The sequence below is a fragment of the Streptococcus mitis genome (assembly GCF_047460035.1).
Lineage (GTDB): Bacteria > Bacillota > Bacilli > Lactobacillales > Streptococcaceae > Streptococcus > Streptococcus mitis_DW.
Genome location: NZ_JASHHB010000008.1, coordinates 76,794 through 98,197, shown reverse-complemented (window position 1 = coordinate 98,197; position 21,404 = coordinate 76,794). Strand labels below are relative to the sequence as shown.

The 21,404-nt window shown below is 37.4% G+C and carries 21 protein-coding genes and 1 pseudogene; 16 read left to right on the top strand and 6 right to left on the bottom strand.

The window, feature by feature from the left end; genetic code table 11:
- Nucleotides 1-21: 21 nt before the first annotated feature.
- Nucleotides 22-1,644, bottom strand: a complete 1,623-nt coding sequence (locus tag QM956_RS07980; RefSeq protein WP_000958782.1) for an ATP-binding cassette domain-containing protein — start codon at nucleotides 1,642-1,644, stop codon at nucleotides 22-24.
- 205 nt (nucleotides 1,645-1,849) lie between these two features.
- Between QM956_RS07980 and trpS the strand changes: the two genes are divergently transcribed.
- Nucleotides 1,850-2,875 (top strand): tryptophan--tRNA ligase, encoded by a 1,026-nt coding sequence (trpS, locus tag QM956_RS07975; protein ID WP_000594923.1) that lies wholly within the window; start codon nucleotides 1,850-1,852, stop codon nucleotides 2,873-2,875.
- Nucleotides 2,876-3,026: 151 nt separating this feature from the next.
- Nucleotides 3,027-4,505 carry an IMP dehydrogenase gene (guaB, locus tag QM956_RS07970; protein ID WP_261019867.1) on the top strand — a complete coding sequence of 493 codons (1,479 nt, stop codon included), beginning with the start codon at nucleotides 3,027-3,029 and terminating at the stop codon, nucleotides 4,503-4,505.
- Nucleotides 4,506-4,561: 56 nt separating this feature from the next.
- Here the strand turns inward: guaB and recF are convergent, their stop codons facing one another.
- Together recF and yaaA are read right to left on the bottom strand one after the other, a co-directional pair.
- Nucleotides 4,562-5,653 carry a DNA replication/repair protein RecF gene (gene recF / locus QM956_RS07965; protein ID WP_261019868.1) on the bottom strand — a complete coding sequence of 364 codons (1,092 nt, stop codon included), beginning with the start codon at nucleotides 5,651-5,653 and terminating at the stop codon, nucleotides 4,562-4,564.
- Nucleotides 5,654-5,655: 2 nt separating this feature from the next.
- Nucleotides 5,656-6,030 carry a S4 domain-containing protein YaaA gene (gene yaaA, locus QM956_RS07960; protein ID WP_261019870.1) on the bottom strand — a complete coding sequence of 125 codons (375 nt, stop codon included), beginning with the start codon at nucleotides 6,028-6,030 and terminating at the stop codon, nucleotides 5,656-5,658.
- A 158-nt stretch (nucleotides 6,031-6,188) separates the two neighbouring features.
- Between yaaA and yfmF the strand changes: the two genes are divergently transcribed.
- The 12 genes from yfmF (at nucleotide 6,189) to tsf (ending at nucleotide 17,352) form a co-directional block, all read left to right on the top strand.
- Nucleotides 6,189-7,439 (top strand): EF-P 5-aminopentanol modification-associated protein YfmF, encoded by a 1,251-nt coding sequence (gene yfmF, locus QM956_RS07955; RefSeq protein WP_414302403.1) that lies wholly within the window; start codon nucleotides 6,189-6,191, stop codon nucleotides 7,437-7,439.
- Nucleotides 7,436-8,719 carry an EF-P 5-aminopentanol modification-associated protein YfmH gene (gene yfmH / locus QM956_RS07950; protein ID WP_414302402.1) on the top strand — a complete coding sequence of 428 codons (1,284 nt, stop codon included), beginning with the start codon at nucleotides 7,436-7,438 and terminating at the stop codon, nucleotides 8,717-8,719. Before yfmF ends, yfmH begins: the two co-directional genes overlap by 4 nt.
- A 41-nt stretch (nucleotides 8,720-8,760) precedes the next feature.
- Nucleotides 8,761-9,588, top strand: a complete 828-nt coding sequence (gene rodZ, locus QM956_RS07945; protein WP_001227986.1) for a cytoskeleton protein RodZ — start codon at nucleotides 8,761-8,763, stop codon at nucleotides 9,586-9,588.
- A 10-nt stretch (nucleotides 9,589-9,598) separates the two neighbouring features.
- Nucleotides 9,599-10,144, top strand: a complete 546-nt coding sequence (pgsA, locus tag QM956_RS07940) for a CDP-diacylglycerol--glycerol-3-phosphate 3-phosphatidyltransferase (RefSeq protein WP_000712127.1) — start codon at nucleotides 9,599-9,601, stop codon at nucleotides 10,142-10,144.
- Nucleotides 10,141-10,968: an energy-coupling factor ABC transporter ATP-binding protein gene (locus tag QM956_RS07935; protein WP_000835730.1), complete on the top strand. Its 828-nt coding sequence runs from the start codon at nucleotides 10,141-10,143 to the stop codon at nucleotides 10,966-10,968. Before pgsA ends, QM956_RS07935 begins: the two co-directional genes overlap by 4 nt.
- Nucleotides 10,953-11,792 (top strand): energy-coupling factor transporter ATPase, encoded by an 840-nt coding sequence (locus tag QM956_RS07930; protein ID WP_000510424.1) that lies wholly within the window; start codon nucleotides 10,953-10,955, stop codon nucleotides 11,790-11,792. The genes QM956_RS07935 and QM956_RS07930 overlap by 16 nt, the downstream gene beginning before the upstream one ends.
- Nucleotides 11,785-12,579, top strand: coding sequence for an energy-coupling factor transporter transmembrane component T family protein (locus QM956_RS07925; RefSeq protein WP_261022659.1), 795 nt, complete (start codon nucleotides 11,785-11,787; stop codon nucleotides 12,577-12,579). Before QM956_RS07930 ends, QM956_RS07925 begins: the two co-directional genes overlap by 8 nt.
- Before the next feature lie 58 nt (nucleotides 12,580-12,637).
- Nucleotides 12,638-13,456, top strand: a complete 819-nt coding sequence (gene mreC, locus QM956_RS07920; RefSeq protein WP_261019874.1) for a rod shape-determining protein MreC — start codon at nucleotides 12,638-12,640, stop codon at nucleotides 13,454-13,456.
- Nucleotides 13,456-13,950 (top strand): rod shape-determining protein MreD, encoded by a 495-nt coding sequence (gene mreD, locus QM956_RS07915; protein WP_049543274.1) that lies wholly within the window; start codon nucleotides 13,456-13,458, stop codon nucleotides 13,948-13,950. Before mreC ends, mreD begins: the two co-directional genes overlap by 1 nt.
- Before the next feature lie 93 nt (nucleotides 13,951-14,043).
- The gene (gene pcsB / locus QM956_RS07910) at nucleotides 14,044-15,228 is read left to right on the top strand and encodes a peptidoglycan hydrolase PcsB (RefSeq protein ID WP_261019875.1); all 1,185 of its coding nucleotides are present in this window, start codon (nucleotides 14,044-14,046) and stop codon (nucleotides 15,226-15,228) included.
- Between the two features lie 224 nt (nucleotides 15,229-15,452).
- Nucleotides 15,453-16,232, top strand: coding sequence for a 30S ribosomal protein S2 (rpsB, locus tag QM956_RS07905; RefSeq protein WP_000268459.1), 780 nt, complete (start codon nucleotides 15,453-15,455; stop codon nucleotides 16,230-16,232).
- Between the two features lie 79 nt (nucleotides 16,233-16,311).
- On the top strand, nucleotides 16,312-17,352 hold the full coding sequence (gene tsf, locus QM956_RS07900) for a translation elongation factor Ts (RefSeq protein ID WP_261019876.1): 1,041 nt from the start codon (nucleotides 16,312-16,314) through the stop codon (nucleotides 17,350-17,352).
- A 122-nt stretch (nucleotides 17,353-17,474) separates the two neighbouring features.
- Here tsf and cysK read toward each other — a convergent pair whose 3' ends face one another.
- From cysK to QM956_RS07885, 3 genes and pseudogenes are all read right to left on the bottom strand, one after another.
- Nucleotides 17,475-18,401 carry a cysteine synthase A gene (gene cysK / locus QM956_RS07895; protein ID WP_150922679.1) on the bottom strand — a complete coding sequence of 309 codons (927 nt, stop codon included), beginning with the start codon at nucleotides 18,399-18,401 and terminating at the stop codon, nucleotides 17,475-17,477.
- A 96-nt stretch (nucleotides 18,402-18,497) separates the two neighbouring features.
- Nucleotides 18,498-18,593 (bottom strand): annotated as a pseudogene (locus QM956_RS07890) (PH domain-containing protein); the annotation flags it as partial.
- Nucleotides 18,594-18,686: 93 nt separating this feature from the next.
- On the bottom strand, nucleotides 18,687-19,322 hold the full coding sequence (locus QM956_RS07885) for a YigZ family protein (protein WP_000395766.1): 636 nt from the start codon (nucleotides 19,320-19,322) through the stop codon (nucleotides 18,687-18,689).
- A 56-nt stretch (nucleotides 19,323-19,378) separates the two neighbouring features.
- Here QM956_RS07885 and QM956_RS07880 point away from each other — a divergent pair, with 56 nt between their 5' ends.
- Both QM956_RS07880 and QM956_RS07875 read left to right on the top strand, forming a co-directional pair.
- Entirely contained in the window at nucleotides 19,379-20,677 is a 1,299-nt protein-coding gene (locus QM956_RS07880) for an ATP-dependent helicase ComFA (protein WP_414302401.1), read from the top strand.
- Complete coding sequence (locus tag QM956_RS07875) at nucleotides 20,674-21,336, top strand: ComF family protein (protein WP_004255321.1); 663 nt, start codon at nucleotides 20,674-20,676, stop codon at nucleotides 21,334-21,336. The genes QM956_RS07880 and QM956_RS07875 overlap by 4 nt, the downstream gene beginning before the upstream one ends.
- The last annotated feature ends 68 nt before the right edge of the window (nucleotides 21,337-21,404 follow it).

The following is a 21,404-nucleotide window of genomic DNA, read 5'->3' as shown; positions in this document are numbered from 1 at the left end:
AACTGAGTTTTGAAGTTTTATTTAGTCTTTCCAAAGTTCTTTTACTTTTGCTTGTACTTCTGCATTTTCTAGGAATTCATCGTAGGTTTCATCAATACGATCGATGACGCCATTTTTAGATAAGACAATGATATGGTTAGCTAGAGTTTGAATGAACTCGTGGTCATGACTGGCAAAGATGATTGATTCTTTGAAGTTTTTCAATCCATCGTTCAAGCTTGAGATAGATTCCAAGTCCAAGTGATTTGTTGGATCATCAAGTACAAGGACATTTGATTTTAAGAGCATGAGTTTTGAAAGCATGACACGAACTTTTTCTCCCCCTGACAAGACATTTACAGGTTTGTTAACTTCATCTCCAGAGAAGAGCATACGGCCGAGGAAACCACGTAGGAAAGTATTGTCATCTTCTTCTTTACTTGCGAATTGACGCAACCAGTCAAGGATTGACTCTCCTCCTGCAAAATCTGCCGAGTTATCTTTTGGCAAGTAAGAACGGCTAGTAGTTACTCCCCACTTGACAGTTCCTTCATAGTCAATGTCCCCCATTATTGCACGAATTAATGCAGTCGTTTGGATGTCATTTTGACCAATAAGAGCTGTCTTATCACCTGGACGCAAGATAAAGCTGATATTATCTAAAATAGTCTCACCATCAATCTTTACAGTTAGATTTTCTACTGTCAAGAGATCATTACCAATCTCACGTTCCGCTTTAAAGTTGATAAATGGATATTTACGACTAGATGGAACAATTTCTTCTAGTTCAATCTTATCAAGCATTTTCTTACGTGATGTTGCTTGTCTTGATTTAGAAGCATTGGCAGAGAAACGAGCAACGAACTCTTGCAATTGTTTAATTTTTTCTTCTGCTTTGGCATTACGGTCTGCTAGCAATTTAGCAGCGAGTTCAGAAGATTCCTTCCAGAAGTCATAGTTTCCGACATAGAGTTTGATTTTTCCAAAGTCAAGGTCGGCCATGTGAGTACATACTTTGTTTAAGAAGTGACGGTCGTGGGATACTACGATAACGGTGTTATCAAAGTCAATCAAGAAGTCTTCTAACCAAGTAATCGATTGGATGTCCAAACCGTTGGTAGGCTCGTCCAATAGAAGCACATCTGGTTTACCAAAAAGTGCTTTGGCAAGGAGAACTTTTACTTTTTCACCGTTGGCCAATTCGCTCATGTTTTGATAGTGCAATTCTTCTGGAATGTTTAGGTTTTGAAGGAGTTGAGAGGCTTCACTTTCTGCTTCCCAACCTCCAAGCTCGGCAAACTCTCCTTCGAGTTCGGCAGCACGCACTCCATCCTCATCTGAGAAATTTTCCTTCATGTAGATGGCATCTTTCTCCTTCATGATGCTATAAAGTTTTTCATTTCCCATGATAACGACATCAATGGCACGTTCGTCTTCATAGTCAAAGTGATTTTGACGAAGAACAGAGAGACGTTCATCTGGACCAAGAGAGATGTGACCAGTAGTAGGTTCAATATCTCCAGCTAAAATTTTTAAAAAGGTTGATTTTCCGGCACCATTAGCACCGATTAATCCGTAAGTATTTCCTTCTGTAAATTTGATATTGACATCATCAAAAAGTTTGCGATCACTAAAACGTAGTGAAACATCAGATACTGTAAGCAATGTTTTTCTCCTATATGTGTAATATATTTATTCTACTAGAAAATACGGAAATATTCAAATTTTTATCTGTCAATTTTGTGTAAATTAGATTTACAATATACTTTACACGAATCCGTAAATAGCAAGACTGATTTATTTTGATAAATTACGGTTATTTCATTAAAAAAATGCTATAATTGAAAGGACTATATCGGAGGAGAATAAAATGATTAAACCCATTATTTTAACAGGAGACCGTCCAACAGGAAAATTGCATATTGGACATTATGTTGGAAGTCTCAAAAATAGAGTTTTATTACAGGAAGAGGATAAGTATGATATGTTTGTGTTCTTGGCTGACCAACAAGCTTTGACAGATCATGCTAAAGACCCTCAAACAATTGTAGAGTCTATCGGAAATGTTGCTTTGGATTATCTTGCAGTTGGATTGGATCCGAGTAAATCAACTATTTTTATTCAAAGCCAAATTCCAGAATTGGCTGAACTATCTATGTACTATATGAATCTAGTTTCATTAGCACGTTTGGAGCGCAATCCAACAGTCAAGACAGAAATTGCTCAGAAAGGCTTTGGAGAGAGTATTCCGACAGGATTCTTAGTCTATCCAATTGCTCAAGCAGCTGACATCACAGCTTTCAAGGCTAATTATGTTCCTGTTGGGACAGATCAGAAACCAATGATTGAGCAAACTCGTGAAATTGTTCGCTCTTTTAACAACGCATATAACTGTGATGTCTTGGTAGAGCCGGAAGGTATTTATCCAGAAAATGAGAGAGCAGGGCGTTTGCCTGGTTTAGATGGAAATGCTAAAATGTCTAAATCACTCAATAATGGTATTTATTTAGCTGATGATGCGGATACTTTGCGTAAAAAAGTGATGAGTATGTATACAGATCCAGATCATATTCGGGTGGAAGATCCAGGTAAGATTGAGGGAAATATGGTTTTCCATTATCTAGATGTTTTTGGTCGTCCAGAAGATGCTCAAGAAATTGCTGACATGAAAGAACATTATCAACGAGGTGGTCTTGGTGATGTGAAGACCAAGCGTTATCTACTTGAAATATTAGAACGTGAACTGGGTCCTATTCGTGAGCGCCGTATTGAATTTGCTAAGGATATGGGAGAAGTTTATAATATGCTTCAAAAAGGTAGTGAAAGAGCGCGTGAAGTTGCGGGTCAAACCCTATCTGAGGTTAAAGGGGCAATGGGACTTCATTACTTCAAATAAGTTTATTTTACAAGAAACTATCATTTCTATCTCAAAGAAAAGATAGTTTTTTATTTACCCCTGTAACATTTGACAAATTTTTATAGAATGGTATGATAGATACAATATAAAAAGAGTCAAGCTCAAAAAGAAAGAAAAGAGGAAACTTCGAATGTCTAATTGGGACACTAAATTTTTGAAAAAAGGTTTTACCTTTGATGATGTATTGCTTATTCCAGCTGAAAGTCATGTGTTGCCTAACGATGCAGATTTAACAACTAAATTGGCAGATAATTTGACTTTAAATATCCCAATTATTACCGCTGCCATGGACACAGTTACAGAGAGTCAAATGGCCATTGCTATTGCTCGTGCAGGCGGTCTCGGAGTTATCCATAAAAACATGTCAATTGCTCAACAAGCAGAAGAGGTTCGTAAGGTAAAACGTTCTGAAAATGGAGTTATTATTGATCCGTTCTTCTTGACGCCTGAACATACAATTGCTGAAGCAGATGAGCTTATGGGTCGTTACCGCATCAGTGGTGTTCCAGTTGTTGAAACACTTGAAAATCGTAAATTGGTTGGTATTTTGACAAACCGAGATCTTCGTTTTATTTCAGATTATAACCAACCAATCTCGAACCATATGACTAGTGAAAATCTTGTTACTGCTCCTGTGGGTACAGATCTTGCAACAGCTGAAAGTATTCTTCAAGAACACCGTATTGAAAAACTTCCTTTGGTAGATGAAGCAGGTCGTCTTTCTGGTTTGATTACTATCAAAGATATTGAAAAAGTTATTGAGTTTCCAAATGCTGCTAAAGATGAGTTTGGTCGTCTACTAGTTGCAGGTGCAGTAGGTGTTACTTCAGATACATTTGAACGTGCAGAGGCTCTTTTTGAAGCAGGAGCGGATGCGATTGTTATTGATACTGCACATGGTCATTCTGCAGGTGTCTTGCGTAAAATTGCTGAGATTCGTGCTCACTTCCCAGATCGTACTTTGATTGCTGGAAATATTGCAACAGCTGAGGGTGCACGCGCACTTTATGAAGCGGGTGTAGACGTTGTTAAGGTTGGTATTGGACCAGGCTCTATCTGTACTACTCGTGTGATTGCTGGTGTCGGTGTTCCGCAAGTAACAGCTATCTATGATGCTGCAGCTGTTGCGCGTGAATATGGTAAAACGATCATTGCTGATGGAGGAATCAAGTACTCTGGAGATATTGTAAAAGCCCTTGCTGCAGGTGGAAATGCAGTTATGCTTGGATCAATGTTTGCTGGAACAGATGAAGCGCCAGGAGAAACGGAAATCTTCCAAGGACGTAAGTTTAAGACTTACCGTGGTATGGGATCAATTGCTGCAATGAAGAAAGGTTCAAGTGACCGTTACTTCCAAGGTTCTGTCAATGAAGCAAACAAACTCGTTCCAGAAGGAATTGAAGGTCGTGTTGCTTATAAAGGTGCTGCAGCTGATATTGTCTTCCAAATGATTGGAGGTATTCGCTCTGGTATGGGTTACTGTGGTGCAGCTAACCTTAAAGAACTACACGATAATGCTCAATTTATTGAAATGTCTGGTGCTGGTTTGAAAGAAAGCCACCCTCATGATGTACAAATTACTAATGAGGCACCAAATTATTCTATGTAAAAAACAATCAAAAGAACTCCTGCGAAAACAGGAGTTCTTTTACAATGTTGTCAATTTTAATTTACAGAAACTTTACCATCCTGAATAGTGAAGATACTTAGATTTTCTGGCAGATTTTGAAGATGGTCTAAGCTTGTTGTTGTGATAAAGGTTTGGATTGAATGAGAAATCGTTTCTAATAATTTTAGTTGTCTAGTGTTGTCAAGTTCACTCATAACATCGTCAAGTAGTAATATTGGAGATTCTGTAGTAATACTTTCCATTAATTCAATTTCTGCTAATTTTATCGAGAGGACGAGACTACGATGTTGACCTTGACTTCCAAAACAAGCATCCATCCCATTTATATAAAAAGAAATATCATCTCGATGAGGACCAACACCAGTATTCTTTTTAAATAAATCTCTGGACCTACTTTTTTCTAAAGCAATTTTGAAAGATTCTGACAAGTCTTCTTTATCAGTTAGCTTGACAGAAGATTGATAGGATATTGACAGTTCTTCAATCTGATTAGAGATTTCAAAATGTTTCTTACGCCCAAAATGCTCTAGTTTTTTTATGAAATCTAAGCGGTGATTCATCACACGACATCCATAATCAATTAGCTGATCATCTAAGACTGAAAGGAAGGTTTCATCTATTTTTTGAGCTGATTTTAGATAAGTGTTTCTTTGTTTTAGGATGTGGTTATAATTGGTTAAATCTGATAAATAGATTGGCTTAATTTGTCCAAGTTCCATATCAATAAATTTTCGTCGAACTGAAGGTGCTCCTTTAATTAGTTGTAAATCTTCAGGAGCAAATAAGACAACATTCATGTGTCCGACATAATCTGAAAGGCGTGCCTGTTTTAAGTGATTCACTTTTGTCACACGTCCTTTTTGTGTTAGTTCGATTTCGAGAGGAATAGATCCAGTTTTTTTCTGAACAAGACCTGAAAGATGGAGTTGTTCCTCATCAAAATGAATGAGATTTTTATCTGTTCGAGTTCGATGACTACGTGTTAAGGCTAAAAAATAGATAGCCTCTAACATATTTGTTTTACCTTGTGCATTGCGTCCTAAAAAGATATTTAATTTAGGATTAAAGTCTATTTTCGTCTCTTTATAGTTACGAAAAGTTTTGAGAGATAGATGTTGTAGCCACATGATTATCTACCAGGGAATCGCGGAGCTTGTTTGCTTTTGGGTGAAGAAGTAGGTTTTGATTTATCTTTATCTTTTTTTGCTCCCTTATTCATCTCCTTAACAAGTTTAGCGATTCGTTCTTTTTCAACTTTATCAGCTTGGTATTTATCCTGTTCTTCAGAAGTGGGTTGTGTCAACAAGATGTCAATATTCATGTCAGGGATGTCAAGTTTATCACCAATACGAAGTTTTTTACCACGACGATTCTCTAATTCCTCATTAAAGTAAACAGAATGTTCAGAGAGAAATGATTTGATAGCTCCTCCGCTATGTGTAATTCCAAGTTCTTTGAGTAGTGCTTGGAGGGTAATAAATTCTTCAAATAATTTGTATTCCATAATTCACCTCAATCTTTGGTATTATACCATATTTTCCTAAAAATAGTGATAGAAACAGGGAGAAATGTAAGCGATTTTTATTTCAAAAGTGTTACAGAGAACAAGAAAATTTCAGGTTTTCGTGATATAATAGAAGTCTGTATATAAGGAGGTCAATCATGGAGTTAGTGCATGGAATTTCAACACATTTTATCCAATCAAAAAAGTTTAAAACGAACAAAATCACCGTGCGTTTTACCGCTCCATTATCTCTTGATACGATTGCAGGTCGCATGTTGAGTGCGAGTATGCTAGAGACTGCTAATCAGATGTACCCCACTTCTCAAGATTTGAGAAGACATTTGGCCAGTCTATACGGTACAGATATGTCAACCAATTGTTTCAGAAGAGGGCAAAGTCATATTGTAGAATTGACATTTACCTATGTTCGTGATGAGTTTCTAAGTAGGAAAAATGTGCTAACTTCTCAGGTTTTAGAACTTGTAAAAGAAACTCTTTTTTCACCCGTAGTAGTTGATAATGGCTTTGATTCGGCCTTATTTGAAATTGAGAAAAAACAATTGCTAGCAAGTTTAGCAGCTGATATGGATGATTCATTTTATTTCGCACATAAAGAATTAGATAAATTATTTTTTCATGATGAACGTCTCCAATTGGAATACAGTGATTTACGAAATCGTATTTTAGCTGAAACTCCACAAAGTTCTTATTCTTGTTTCCAAGAATTTTTGGCCAATGATCGAATAGATTTCTTTTTCCTAGGTGATTTTAATGAGGTTGAAATTCAAAATGTATTAGAATCATTTGGCTTTAAAGGTCGAGAAGGAGATGTGAAGGTTCAGTATTGTCAATCTTATTCTAATATCCTTCAGGAAAGTATGGTTCGGAAAAATGTGGGACAATCCATTTTAGAATTGGGTTATCATTGTTCTTCTGAATATGGTGATGAGCAACATTTACCCATGATTGTAATGAATGGTTTACTGGGCGGATTTGCTCATTCTAAATTATTTACAAATGTCCGTGAAAATGCTGGATTGGCTTATACTATTTCCAGTCAGCTCGATTTATTTAGTGGGTTCTTGAGGATGTATGCTGGTATTGATCGAGAAAATCGGAATCAGGCTCGAAAAATGATGAATAATCAACTGCTTGATTTAAAAAAAGGTTATTTTACAGAGCTTGAGCTAGAGCAGACCAAGGAAATGATTCGTCGGTCTTTGTTGCTTTCTCAAGATAATCAATCTTCATTGATTGAACGTGCTTATCAAAATGCCTTACTTGGAAAATCTTCAGCAGACTTTAAAGGTTGGATTGCAAAACTCGAGCAAGTTGACAAAGATGCTATTTGTAGAGCAGCTAGTAATGTGAAATTACAAGCAATTTACTTTATGGAAGGAATAGAATGACAAAGGTTGTTTTTGAAGAAAAATACTATCCAGCTGTAAAAGAAATGGTTTATCGAACTCGTTTGGCCAACGGATTGACAGTTGCTCTTTTGCCTAAAAAGGAATTTAAAGAGGTTTACGGGAGTGTCACTGTTCAGTTTGGTTCGGTAGATATGCTTGTCATAGAAGTTGACGGAGATGTAAAAGAATATCCTGCGGGAATTGCTCATTTTCTTGAACATAAATTATTTGAGAGAGAAGATACTAGTGATTTGATGTCGGCTTTTACGAGTCTAGGTGCAGATAGTAATGCCTTTACAAGCTTTACAAAAACAAGCTATCTTTTTTCAGCAACGGATTATTTTTTAGAAAATTTAGACTTACTTGATGAATTGGTAACATCAGCACATTTCACCGAAGATTCGATTCTGAGAGAGCAGGATATTATCCAGCAAGAACGGGAAATGTATCAAGATGATCCAGATTCGTGTTTATTCTTTTCAACTCTAGCGAATTTATATCCTGGCACACCTTTAGCAACGGATATAGTTGGAAGCGAGGAGTCCATTTCCCAAATAAATCTAACTAATTTACGAGAAAATTTTACAAGATTTTACAAATCTGTAAACATGTCTCTGTTTTTAGTTGGTAATTTTGATGTGGAACGAGTACAGGACTATTTTGAAAGCAAAGAACTGAAAGATTTAGATGTTCAGGATGGAGCAAGAGAAAAGTTTGTTTTACAGGCTGTAAAGCAAACAGACAGTATGAGAATGGAAGTATCTTCTCCTAAGCTAGCGATTGGGATTAGAGGTAAGCGAGAAGTTGCTGAAGCGGATTGCTATCGACATCATATTTTATTAAAATTATTATTTGCAATGATGTTTGGTTGGACTTCGGATCGTTTTCAAAAACTATATGAATCAGGTAAAATTGACTCTTCCTTATCTCTGGAAGTTGAAGTAACAAGTCGCTTTCATTTTGTTATGTTGACAATGGATACAAAAGAGCCAGTTGCTTTATCTCACCAGTTTAGGAAGGCTATTCGTAATTTCACAAAGGATTTAGATATTACAGAGGATCATTTAGATATTATCAAAAGAGAGATGTTTGGAGAATTTTTCAGTAGCATGAACTCTCTTGAATTTATTGCAACGCAATATGATGCTTTTGGACAGGGTGAGACAATTTTTGATTTGCCGAAAATTTTACAGGAAATTACTTTAGAGGATGTCCTTGATGCTGGACATCATTTAATAGATGATGGTGATATAGTTGATTTTACAATATTCCCATCGTAGAAATCTATCATAATCGATACTAGAAAGAAGGGATGAAAAATATGAGAAAAAAAACAATTGGTGAGGTTTTACGTTTAGCTAGAACCAACCAAGGGTTGACTTTAGAAGAATTACATAAAAAAACAGAAATTCAGTTGGATATGTTGGAGGCAATGGAAGCTGATGATTTTGATCAACTTCCTAGTCCATTTTATACTCGTTCTTTTTTGAGAAAGTATGCGTGGGCAGTTGAACTTGATGAGCGAATTGTCTTGGATGCTTATGATTCGGGGAGTATGATTACTTATGAGGAAGTAGATGTTGATGAAGAGGAGTTGACAGGTAGGAGACGTTCAAGTAAGAAAAATAGGACATCATTTTTACCTTTATTTTATTTTATACTCTTTGCCCTATCGATTGTAATTTTTGTGACTTATTATGTTTGGAATTATCTCCAGACTCAACCTGAGCGTTCATCTGCGTCTAGTTATAGTGTGGTCCAAGCAACAAGCTCGACTAGTTCTGTAACTCCATCTTCAAGCAGTAGCTCATCTAGTAGTTCTTCGAATATGGAACCAGCTATAACGGTATCAGGTGAAGGAAATAGAGTAGAAGTTGCTTATAAAACGAGCAAGGGAACTGCAAAATTACAATTATCAGTCTCAGATGCTAGAAGTTGGGTTAGTGTTTCAGAAAGTGAGCTTGAGGGTGGTGTGACCTTATCACCGGATAATAAAAGTGCGGAAACAACAGTTTCAACTAAAAATTCTGTAATCATTACTTTAGGTGTTGTCAAAGGTGTCGCTTTAACAGTAGATAATCAGACTGTTGACTTATCGAAATTAACAGCTCAGACTGGAAAAATAACTGTAACCTTTACTAAAAATTAAGGAAAAACGAATGAAAAAAGAACAAATTCCAAATCTCTTAACAATAGGTCGAATTCTCTTTATACCTATTTTTATCTTTATTTTAACGATAGGAAATTCGATAGAGAGTCATATTGTGGCAGCTATTATCTTTGCTATTGCCAGTATCACAGACTACTTAGATGGATATTTAGCTCGTAAATGGAATGTGGTCAGTAATTTTGGTAAATTTGCAGATCCTATGGCGGATAAGCTACTAGTTATGTCTGCTTTTATTATGCTGATTGAGTTAGGTATGGCTCCAGCTTGGATTGTTGCAGTGATCATCTGTCGTGAGTTGGCTGTGACAGGTTTAAGACTTTTATTGGTTGAAACTGGTGGAACAGTTTTAGCAGCAGCCATGCCTGGAAAAATTAAAACTTTCAGTCAGATGTTTGCGATTATTTTCTTGCTATTACACTGGACTTTGCTTGGTCAAGTTCTACTTTATGTAGCCTTGTTTTTCACTATCTACTCTGGCTATGATTATTTCAAGGGTAGTGCCTATGTATTTAAAGGGACATTTGGTTCGAAATGAAATCAATAATTGATGTAAAAAATCTTTCTTTTCGCTATAAGGAAAGTCAGAAATATTACGATGTGAAGGATATTACGTTTCACGTGAAACGTGGAGAATGGCTTTCGATTGTAGGGCATAATGGTAGTGGTAAATCAACGACTGTCCGGTTAATTGATGGCTTACTGGAAGCAGAATCCGGAGAGATTGTAATTGATGGCCAACGGTTGACTGAGGAAAATGTTTGGAATATACGTCGTCAAATAGGTATGGTTTTTCAAAATCCAGACAATCAATTTGTTGGAGCGACTGTTGAAGATGATGTTGCCTTTGGTTTGGAAAATCAGGGACTTTCTCGTCAAAAAATGAAAAAGAGAGTGGAAGAAGCTCTGGCTTTGGTTGGCATGTTGGACTTTAAAAAGAGAGAGCCGGCGCGTCTATCAGGTGGTCAAAAGCAACGTGTGGCTATTGCAGGTGTTGTAGCCCTTAGACCAGCTATTTTAATCCTAGATGAGGCAACGAGTATGTTGGATCCTGAGGGGCGTAGAGAACTCATTGAGACAGTAAAAGGAATTCGAAAAGACTATGATATGACGGTCATTTCCATTACCCATGATTTGGAAGAAGTTGCCATGAGTGATCGTGTATTGATCATGAAAAAAGGGGAAATTGAATCAACCAGTAGTCCAAGAGAACTTTTCTCTCGAAATGATTTAGATCAAATTGGATTAGACGATCCTTTTGCTAATCAATTAAAACATTCTTTGAGCCAGAATGGCTATGATTTGCCTGAAAATTATTTGACAGAAAGTGAGCTAGAGGATAAACTATGGGAATTGCTCTAGAAAATGTGAGTTTTACGTATCAAGAAGGGACTCCCTTAGCTTCAACAGCTTTGTCAGATGTTTCTTTGACGATTGAAGATGGTTCTTATACGGCTTTAATTGGCCACACAGGTAGTGGTAAATCAACTATTTTACAACTTTTAAATGGTTTGTTGGTGCCAAGTCAAGGGAGTGTGCGAGTTTTTGATACCTTAATCACTTCGACTTCTAAAAATAAAGATATTCGTCAAATTAGAAAACAGGTTGGCTTGGTATTTCAGTTTGCTGAAAATCAGATTTTTGAAGAAACGGTTTTGAAGGATGTTGCTTTTGGACCGCAAAATTTTGGAGTTTCTGAAGAAGATGCGGAGCAGATTGCGCGTGAGAAACTGGCTCTGGTTGGAATTGATGAATCACTTTTTGATCGCAGTCCGTTTGAGTTATCAGGTGGACAAATGAGACGTGTCGCCATTGCAGGCATACTTGCCATGGAACCAGCCATATTAGTCTTAGATGAGCCCACAGCAGGCCTAGATCCCCTGGGAAGAAAAGAGCTGATGAATTTGTTCAAAAAGCTCCATCAGTCAGGGATGACCATCGTCTTAGTAACACATTTGATGGATGATGTTGCTGAATATGCGAACCAGGTATATGTGATGGAAAAGGGACGTTTAGTTAAGTTTGGTAAACCGAGTGATGTCTTTCAAGATGTTGTTTTTATGGAAGAAGTTCAGTTGGGAGTACCTAAAATTACAGCTTTTTGTAAACGATTGGCTGATAGAGGCGTGTCATTTAAACGATTACCGATTAAGATAGAGGAGTTCAAGGAGTCGCTAAATGGATAGTATGATTTTGGGGCGTTATATCCCAGGGGATTCGATAGTTCACCGATTGGATCCACGTAGCAAATTACTGGCTATGATGCTACTGATTTTGATCGTTTTTTGGGCTAATAATCCCTTGACGAATCTGATTCTTTTTATAGCGACAGGGTTCTTTATTGCCTTGTCAGGAGTATCTCTTTCATTTTTTATTCAGGGCTTGAAGTCTATGTTTTTCTTGATTGCCTTCACAACTATTTTTCAACTGTTTTTCATTTCTAATGGGAATGTTTTATTTGAGTTTTCGTTTGTGAGAATCACGGATTATGCTTTGCAACAAGCTGGGATTATTTTTTGTCGCTTCGTATTGATTATTTTCTTTTCAACTTTGTTAACCTTAACTACCATGCCCTTAAGTTTGGCATCAGCTGTCGAAGCTTTATTAGCACCTTTAAAGCGTGTGAAAGTTCCAGTTCATGAAATTGGATTGATGCTATCTATGAGTTTGCGTTTTGTTCCGACCTTAATGGATGATACGACGCGGATTATGAACGCACAGAAAGCGCGTGGAGTGGATTTTGGTGAAGGAAGCATTGTTCAAAAGGTGAAGGCTATGATTCCCATTTTGATTCCTCTTTTTGCGACAAGTTTAAAACGTGCAGATTCCTTGGCTATCGCTATGGAAGCGCGTGGTTATCAGGGGGGAAAATGCAGAAGTCAATACCGACAACTGAAATGGACTAGAAAGGATACGCTGACCATTCTTGTTATTATCGTACTTGGTTGTTGCTTATTTTTCTTAAAATCTTAGTAGCTTTCAGGAATTGATAAAAAATTACTGTAACAGTTTTTGATATGAAGGTAGGGATATGAACCGTTTTAAAAAATCAAAATATGTCATTATTGTTTTTGTCACTGTTTTGCTTGTGTCAGCTCTCTTAGCGACGACTTATTCAAGTACAATTGTGACAAAATTAGGAGATGGAATCTCATTGGTTGATAGAGTTGTTCAAAAACCTTTTCAGTGGTTTGATTCTGTCAAATCAGATTTGGCTCATTTGACACGAACTTATAATGAAAATGAAAGTTTGAAGAAACAGATTTACCAATTAGAAGTTAAATCAAATGAGGCGGAAAGTTTAAAGACAGAAAATGAACACCTGCGCCAATTGCTTAATATGAAGTCCAAATTGCAAGCTACAAAGACTTTAGCAGCAGATGTTATTATGCGTTCTCCAGTATCTTGGAAGCAGGAATTGACCCTGGATGCAGGTAAATCAAAAGGGGTTTCTGAAAATATGTTAGCCATTGCAAATGGTGGTTTGATTGGGAGTGTTTCAAAAGTGGAGGACAACTCTACTATGGTCAACCTTCTGACAAATACGGAAAATGCTGATAAGATTTCTGTTAAAATTCAACATGGTTCTACAACAATTTATGGAATTATTGTTGGCTATGACAAGGAAAATGAAGTTCTAAAAATTAGCCAATTAAATAGTAATAGCGATATTAGTGCGGGAGATAAGGTGGCCACTGGTGGATTAGGAAACTTTAACGTTGCTGATATTCCTGTTGGTGAAGTGGTTGCTACAACGCATAGTACAGACTATTTGACAAGAGAAGTAACAGTTAAATTAAGTGCAGATACTCATAATGTGAGTGTGATAGAATTAGTGGGGAATTCATAATGAGACAGTTGAAGCGGGTTGGAGTATTTTTATTGCTTCCTTTCTTTGTTCTAATTGATGCCCATATTAGTCAGCTTCTGGGCTCATTTTTTCCCCACGTGCAGTTGGCTAGTCATTTTCTATTTTTGTTTCTCTTATTTGAGACGATTGAGGTATCAGAGTATCTCTATTTAGCATATTGTTTTGTAGTGGGTTTGGTTTATGACATTTACTTTTTCCACTTGATAGGGATTGCGACTTTGTTGTTCGTCTTGTTGGGAGTATTTCTCCATAAATTTAATAGTGTTATTTTATTGAATCGTTGGACGAGAATGTTGGCAATTATTGTCATGACTTTTCTATTTGAGATGGGAGCTTATATACTTGCATTAGTGGTAGGTTTAACTGTGGATGGTATGTCTTTATTTATAGTCTATAGTTTAGTACCATCAATGATTTTGAACCTTATATGGATGATTATTTTTCAGTTTATTTTTGAAAAGATTTACCTATAAGAAAGAAATAAAAATGTAACAAAGGCGTAATATTCATTAGGCCTTTTTTTGGTATACTAGTAGTGTCTTTAAAAGAAGGAGTATCTACGAAATATGAAGAAAAAAATCTTAGCGTCACTTTTACTAAGTACAGTAATGGTTTCTCAAGTAGCTGTTTTAACAACTGCGCATGCAGAAACGACTGATGACAAAATTGCTGCTCAAGATAATAAAATTAGTAACTTAACAGCACAACAACAAGAAGCCCAAAAACAAGTTGATCAAATTCAGGAGCAAGTATCTGCTATTCAAACAGAGCAATCAAACTTGCAATCTGAAAATGATAGACTACAAGCAGAATCTAAAAAGCTTGAGGGTGAAATTACAGAACTTTCTAAGAATATTGTATCTCGAAATGATTCATTGCAAAAACAAGCTCGTAGTGCTCAAACAAATGGAGCTGCAACAAATTACATCAATACAATTGTAAACTCAAAATCAATTACAGAAGCTATTTCACGTGTTGCTGCAATGAGTGAAATCGTGTCTGCAAACAACAAAATGTTGGAACAACAAAAAGCAGATAAAAAAGCTATTTCTGAAAAACAAGTAGCAAACAATGATGCAATTAATACAGTTATTTCAAATCAGCAAAAACTAGCTGATGATGCTCAAACATTAACTACAAAACAAGCTGAATTGAAAGCTGCAGAATTGAATCTTGCTGCTGAAAAGGCTACTGCAGAGGATGAAAAAGCAAGTTTACTTGAGAAAAAAGCAGCAGCGGAAGCAGAAGCTAAAGCAGCTGCAGAAGCAGAAGCAGCTTACAAAGCTAAACAAGAAAGTCAACAACAAACAGTTGTTGCTTCTGGGAATACAACTTTTACAGCAGAAGTTCAAGCAGTCTCTGAATCATCTTCAAGCTATACTCCTGCATTAGTGAAACATCGTCCAACATATAGCACAAATGCGTCAAGTTATCCAACGGGTGAGTGTACATGGGGAGCTAAGACATTGGCACCTTGGGCTGGAGATTACTGGGGTAATGGAGCACAGTGGGCTACAAGTGCAGCTGCAGCAGGATTCCGTACAGGATCTACACCTCAAGTTGGTGCGATTGCATGTTGGAATGATGGTGGATATGGACACGTAGCCGTGGTTACAGCTGTTTCATCATCAACAAGTATCCAAGTATCTGAATCAAACTATGGTGGAAACCGTACAATCGGAAATAAACGTGGATGGTTCAATCCGACTACAACTTCAGAAGGTTTTGTAACATATATCTATCCAAACTAATGAATAAAACGAAGAGGCTCAATTTGAGTCTCTTTTATGATTTATATAGTTAACTTACTTTAAAAATCTACTAAAATAGCTTGAAAATATTGAAAAAGTATGGTAAAATGAAACTTGTCGTGTGAACGATAATACTCATTCTTGATGAATTGTGAAACAGTTGCCCTTGGGTCGTTTTGCGAGTTGAAGTCAAGAAGAGGAAAAAACAAAAAGGAGAAATACTCATGGCAGTAATTTCAATGAAACAACTTCTTGAGGCTGGTGTACACTTTGGTCACCAAACTCGTCGCTGGAACCCTAAGATGGCTAAATACATCTTCACTGAACGTAACGGAATCCACGTTATCGACTTGCAACAAACTGTAAAATACGCTGACCAAGCTTACGATTTCATGCGTGATGCAGCAGCTAACGATGCAGTTGTATTGTTCGTTGGTACTAAGAAACAAGCAGCTGATGCAGTTGCTGAAGAAGCAGTACGTTCAGGTCAATACTTCATCAACCACCGTTGGTTGGGTGGAACTCTTACAAACTGGGGAACAATCCAAAAACGTATCGCTCGTTTGAAAGAAATCAAACGTATGGAAGAAGATGGAACTTTCGAAGTTCTTCCTAAGAAAGAAGTTGCACTTCTTAACAAACAACGTGCACGTCTTGAAAAATTCTTGGGTGGTATCGAAGACATGCCTCGTATCCCAGATGTTATGTACGTAGTTGACCCACATAAAGAGCAAATCGCTGTTAAAGAAGCTAAGAAATTGGGAATCCCAGTTGTAGCGATGGTTGACACAAACACTGATCCAGATGATATCGATGTAATCATCCCAGCTAACGATGATGCTATCCGCGCTGTTAAATTGATCACAGCTAAATTGGCTGACGCTATCATTGAAGGACGTCAAGGTGAAGATGCAGCAGCAGTTGAAGCAGAATTTGCAGCTTCTGAAGCTCAAGCAGATTCAATTGAAGAAATCGTTGAAGTTGTAGAAGGTGACAACGCTTAATTCATATAAATAGTAATTACCTAGGAGGGCGGGGCTTAGCCCGGCTCTCCTATTTTAAAAAAAATATAGGAGAATCAAAATGGCAGAAATTACAGCTAAACTTGTAAAAGAGTTGCGTGAAAAATCTGGTGCCGGTGTTATGGACGCTAAAAAAGCGCTTGTAGAAACAGACGGTGACATCGAAAAAGCGATTGAATTGCTTCGTGAAAAGGGTATGGCTAAGGCAGCTAAGAAAGCTGACCGTGTTGCTGCAGAAGGTTTGACTGGTGTTTATGTTAACGGTAATGTTGCAGCAGTTATTGAAGTAAACGCTGAAACTGACTTCGTTGCGAAAAATGCTCAATTTGTTGAATTGGTAAATACTACAGCTAAAGTTATTGCTGAAGGAAAACCTGCTAATAATGAAGAAGCACTTGCTTTGACAATGCCTTCAGGTGAAACTCTTGAAGCTGCATATGTATCTGCAACAGCAACTATCGGAGAAAAAATCTCATTCCGTCGCTTTGCATTGATTGAAAAAACAGATGCACAACACTTTGGAGCATACCAACATAACGGTGGACGTATCGGTGTTATTTCAGTTGTTGAAGGTGGAAACGAAGCACTTGCTAAACAATTGTCAATGCACATCGCAGCGATGAAACCAACAGTTCTTTCTTACAAAGAATTGGATGAGCAATTCGTTAAAGATGAGTTAGCACAATTGAACCACGTAATCGACCAAGACAATGAAAGCCGTGCAATGGTTAACAAACCAGCTCTTCCACACTTGAAGTATGGATCAAAAGCTCAATTGACTGATGATGTTATTGCTCAAGCTGAAGCTGACATCAAAGCTGAATTGGCTGCAGAAGGCAAACCAGAAAAAATCTGGGACAAAATCATCCCAGGTAAAATGGATCGCTTCATGCTTGACAACACTAAAGTTGACCAAGCTTATACACTTCTTGCGCAAGTATATATCATGGATGACAGCAAGACAGTTGAAGCATACCTTGAATCAGTTAACGCTTCAGTAGTTGAGTTTGCTCGCTTTGAAGTTGGTGAAGGTATCGAAAAAGCTGCAAACGACTTCGAAGCTGAAGTTGCAGCTACAATGGCAGCAGCCTTGAATAACTAATAATAAAAAGGAAGCACTTTAGCTTCCTTTTTTCTATGCAGTAGATTCCTATAGGGAAAGAATTCTACTTTTCAAGATATAAATAAAAAGCCCTATAAAAAGGGCTAAGTGCATTTAGGAGACTACACTTCAAATTCATAAAGTGCTGTAGAGAGATAACGTTCACCGTTATCTGGTGCTAGAGCAAGAACTTTTTTACCTGTACCTAATTTCTTGGCAACCTCGATGGCTCCGTAGATAGCTGCAGCTGAAGAAATCCCTACAAGAAATCCTTCTTTTCCACCAATTTCACGGCCGAGTGCGAGAGCATCGTCTGATGTTACACGAACGATACCATCATAGGCTTTTGTATCAAGTGTATCAGGAATAAATCCAGCTGAGATACCTTGAATTTTGTGAGGGCCAGGTTTTTCACCAGATAGAATAGCAGATTCATCTGCTTCTACCGCAAAAACTTGAATGCTTGAATTTGCTGTTTTGAGGGCATGAGAAACACCAGAAATTGTTCCACCGGTACCAACTCCAGTAACAAAGGCATCTAATCCATCTTTACCGAAAGTAGCTAATATCTCAGCTCCTGTTGTTCTTTCGTGTACTTCTGGATTAGCTGGATTGTCAAATTGAAGAGGAAGGAAACCATCACGTTCAGCAGCGATTTCTTGAGCCTTAGCAATAGCACCTTTCATTCCTTCGCTACCAGGAGTGAGGATGAGTTCAGCGCCATAGGCTTGGATAATCTTACGGCGTTCTACACTCATAGTTTCAGGCATAACAATGACAACTTTATACCCTTTAGCAGCACCTACCCATGAAAGTCCAATACCAGTGTTTCCACTTGTTGCTTCAACAATTGTAGAACCTGGTTTCAGAGTACCGTCTTGTTCAGCTTTTTCAATCATGCTAAGAGCAATACGATCTTTTACAGAAGAACCAGGGTTGAATGCTTCAAGCTTTACATAGACGTCCGCAGCCCCTTCTGGCACGATGTTGTTAAGTTTAACAATCGGTGTTTGTCCGATTAATTCAGTAATGTTGTTATAAATAGACATATGAATACCTCTTTGTATAAGATATTTCTAGTATAACGCTAACTATACCATTTGTAAAATATAGAAATCCTATCAAAGTGATAGGATTTTTTTATATCACAGGTCTAAGCCATTAATTTTCAAGCGATTGTGATAAGCTAATTCTAGTAAATAGGTGTAAAGTGGAACGATATCTGTTTTCTTTTTGAATTTCTTCATTTTCTAGTAGGTCTTGGCAAGCACCTTTTTATGTTGTTAATTAAAGTAGCGGTGAAGATATCAGTGAAACACTGTATTATCTATTATTTACACTAAATTTACAGGAACTTCAACTTCTCGTAAACCTTGATCAGTTAAAGTGACTTTTCCATTAAAAAACTCTACAAGTGCAGCTTTAATAGTTTCTTTTTCTTCTTTATTAACATAAATCATCGTATCGACTTGATCTGTAAAGTTTGTCTCAAGTTCCATAAGATTATGTTCCTTAAGGAAGTTACTGTACTCTTGATACTGAGCGTAAGACATTTGAATAGCAATGCCAGCCTGTTCCTTTATTTCAATGATGCCAATTTCTTTGACAGCTAAGGCAACACTGCCAGCGTAAGCACGAATCAATCCTCCAGCGCCTAGTTTAATGCCACCAAAGTAGCGTGTCACTACCACACAGACATTAGTAAGATTGTGATTTTCTAGAACCCCAAGCATGGGAACGCCAGCAGTCCCACTGGGCTCACCATCATCACTTGTCCGTTTGATTTCGCTACGTTCCCCAATAATGAAGGCAGAGCAGTTATGAGTAGCTTTGTAGTGCTCTTTCTTGATGGCAGTAATGAAGTTACGAGCCTCTTCTTCGCTATAAACACGCTTGGCATGACAGATAAAGCGTGATTTTTTGATTTCTTCTTGGACTTGTCCGTTCTCTTTAATTGTTCTAAATTCCATGATTTAATTGTACTAAAAAATCATTTAAAGCGCTAGGTTTTTACGAATAAAGAAGTATGAAAGTAAATCCAAATTATCTCGGTCGGTTGTTTACGGAGAATGAATTAACTAAAGAGGAACGTCAGTTGGCGGAGAAACTTCCAGCAATGAGAAAGGAGAAAGGGAAACTTTTCTGTCAACGTTGTGATAGTGCTATTTTAGATGAATGGTATTTGCCCATCGGTGCTTACTATTGTAGGGAGTGTTTGCTGATGAAGCGAGTCAGGAGTGATCAAGTTTTATACTATTTTCCGCAGGAGGATTTTGCGAAGCAAGATATTCTTAAATGGCGTGGTCAATTAACTCCTTTTCAAGAGAAGGTATCAGAGGGACTAATTCAAGCTGTAGACAAGCAGGAACCAATCTTGGTTCACGCTGTAACAGGAGCTGGAAAGACAGAAATGATTTATCAAGTAGTAGCTAAAGTGATCAATGCGGGTGGTGCAGTATGCTTGGCTAGTCCTCGCATAGATGTTTGTTTGGAGCTGTACAAGCGCCTGCAAGATGATTTTGCTTGCGAGATATCTTTACTATACGGAGAATCAGAGCCGTATTTTCGAACACCACTAGTTGTTTCGACGACCCATCAGTTATTGAAGTTTTATCAAGCTTTTGATTTGCTGATAGTGGATGAAGTAGATGCCTTTCCTTATGTTGATAATCCCATGCTTTACCATGCTGTCAAGAATAGTGTAAAGGAGAATGGCTTGAGAATCTTTTTAACAGCAACTTCGACTGATGAGTTAGATAGGAAGGTTCGCATAGGAGAACTAAAACGATTGAGTTTGCCAAGACGATTTCATGGAAATCCGTTGATTATTCCTAAACCTGTCTGGTTATCCGATTTTAATCGCTATTTAGAGAAGAAGTGTTTGTCACCAAAGTTAAAGTCTTATATTGAGAAGCAGAGAAAGACAGGTTATCCGTTACTCATTTTTGCTTCAGAAATTAAGAAAGGGGAGCAGTTAAAAGAAATCTTACAGGAGCAATTTCCAAATGAGAAAATTGGCTTTGTATCTTCTGTAACAGAAGATAGATTAGAGCAGGTACAAGCTTTTCGAGATGGAGAACTGACAATACTTATCAGTACGACAATATTGGAGCGTGGAGTTACCTTCCCTTGTGTGGATGTTTTTGTAGTAGAGGCCAACCATCATCTGTTTACCAAATCTAGTTTGATTCAGATTGGTGGACGAGTTGGACGAAGCATGGATAGACCGACAGGAGATTTGCTTTTCTTCCATGACGGGTTAAATACTTCAATCAAAAAGGCAATTAAGGAAATTCAGCAGATGAATAAGGAGGCGGGGCTATGAAGTGCTTATTATGTGGGCAGACTATGAAGGCTGTTTTAACTTTTAGTAGTCTCTTACTTCTGAAGAATGATGACTCTTGTCTTTGTTCAGACTGTGACTCTACTTTTGAGAGGATTGGAGAAGAAAACTGCCCAAACTGTATGAAAACAGGTTTGTCAACAAAGTGTCAAGATTGTCAATTTTGGTGTAAAGAAGAAGTTGAAGTCAGTCATAGAGCGATTTTTACTTACAATCAAGCTATGAAGGATTTTTTCAGTCGGTATAAGTTTGATGGAGACTTCCTTTTAAGAAAAGTTTTTGCTTCAGTTTTAAGTGAGGAGTTAAAAAAGTACAAAGAGTATCAATTTGTTGTAATTCCCCTAAGTCCTGAAAGATTGCTCGAGAGGGGATTTAACCAGGTTGAAGGTTTAGTTGAAGCAGCAGAGTTCTCTTTGCAAGACTTACTAGAGAAGAGAGAAGAGCGGGCCAGTTCTTCCAAAAATCGTTCAGAACGCTTGGGGACAGAACTTCCTTTCTTTATTAAAAGGGGAGTCACTATTCCTAAAAAAATCCTACTTATAGATGACATTTATACTACTGGAACAACTATAAATCGTGTGAAGAAGCTGTTGGAAGAAGCTGGTGCTGAGGATGTAAAAACATTTTCCCTTGTAAGATGAGGAAAAAATTTGCAAAAATAAAATGAAAGCGTTATAATGAAATCAGAAAAACAAAAATGTTTAGAAAG

Coding starts and splice junctions, on each gene's coding strand:
- QM956_RS07935 (WP_000835730.1), top strand. CDS start 10,141: ATGAAATCAATAATTGATGTAAAAAATCTTTCTTTTCGCTATAAGGAA.
- yaaA (WP_261019870.1), bottom strand. CDS start 6,030: ATGGAATACAAATTATTTGAAGAATTTATTACCCTCCAAGCACTACTC.
- QM956_RS07885 (WP_000395766.1), bottom strand. CDS start 19,322: ATGGAATTTAGAACAATTAAAGAGAACGGACAAGTCCAAGAAGAAATC.
- cysK (WP_150922679.1), bottom strand. CDS start 18,401: ATGTCTATTTATAACAACATTACTGAATTAATCGGACAAACACCGATT.
- QM956_RS07880 (WP_414302401.1), top strand. CDS start 19,379: ATGAAAGTAAATCCAAATTATCTCGGTCGGTTGTTTACGGAGAATGAA.
- guaB (WP_261019867.1), top strand. CDS start 3,027: ATGTCTAATTGGGACACTAAATTTTTGAAAAAAGGTTTTACCTTTGAT.
- yfmH (WP_414302402.1), top strand. CDS start 7,436: ATGACAAAGGTTGTTTTTGAAGAAAAATACTATCCAGCTGTAAAAGAA.
- rpsB (WP_000268459.1), top strand. CDS start 15,453: ATGGCAGTAATTTCAATGAAACAACTTCTTGAGGCTGGTGTACACTTT.
- mreC (WP_261019874.1), top strand. CDS start 12,638: ATGAACCGTTTTAAAAAATCAAAATATGTCATTATTGTTTTTGTCACT.
- rodZ (WP_001227986.1), top strand. CDS start 8,761: ATGAGAAAAAAAACAATTGGTGAGGTTTTACGTTTAGCTAGAACCAAC.
- tsf (WP_261019876.1), top strand. CDS start 16,312: ATGGCAGAAATTACAGCTAAACTTGTAAAAGAGTTGCGTGAAAAATCT.
- QM956_RS07925 (WP_261022659.1), top strand. CDS start 11,785: ATGGATAGTATGATTTTGGGGCGTTATATCCCAGGGGATTCGATAGTT.
- pgsA (WP_000712127.1), top strand. CDS start 9,599: ATGAAAAAAGAACAAATTCCAAATCTCTTAACAATAGGTCGAATTCTC.
- QM956_RS07875 (WP_004255321.1), top strand. CDS start 20,674: ATGAAGTGCTTATTATGTGGGCAGACTATGAAGGCTGTTTTAACTTTT.
- QM956_RS07930 (WP_000510424.1), top strand. CDS start 10,953: ATGGGAATTGCTCTAGAAAATGTGAGTTTTACGTATCAAGAAGGGACT.
- trpS (WP_000594923.1), top strand. CDS start 1,850: ATGATTAAACCCATTATTTTAACAGGAGACCGTCCAACAGGAAAATTG.
- mreD (WP_049543274.1), top strand. CDS start 13,456: ATGAGACAGTTGAAGCGGGTTGGAGTATTTTTATTGCTTCCTTTCTTT.
- yfmF (WP_414302403.1), top strand. CDS start 6,189: ATGGAGTTAGTGCATGGAATTTCAACACATTTTATCCAATCAAAAAAG.
- recF (WP_261019868.1), bottom strand. CDS start 5,653: ATGTGGCTACAACATCTATCTCTCAAAACTTTTCGTAACTATAAAGAG.
- pcsB (WP_261019875.1), top strand. CDS start 14,044: ATGAAGAAAAAAATCTTAGCGTCACTTTTACTAAGTACAGTAATGGTT.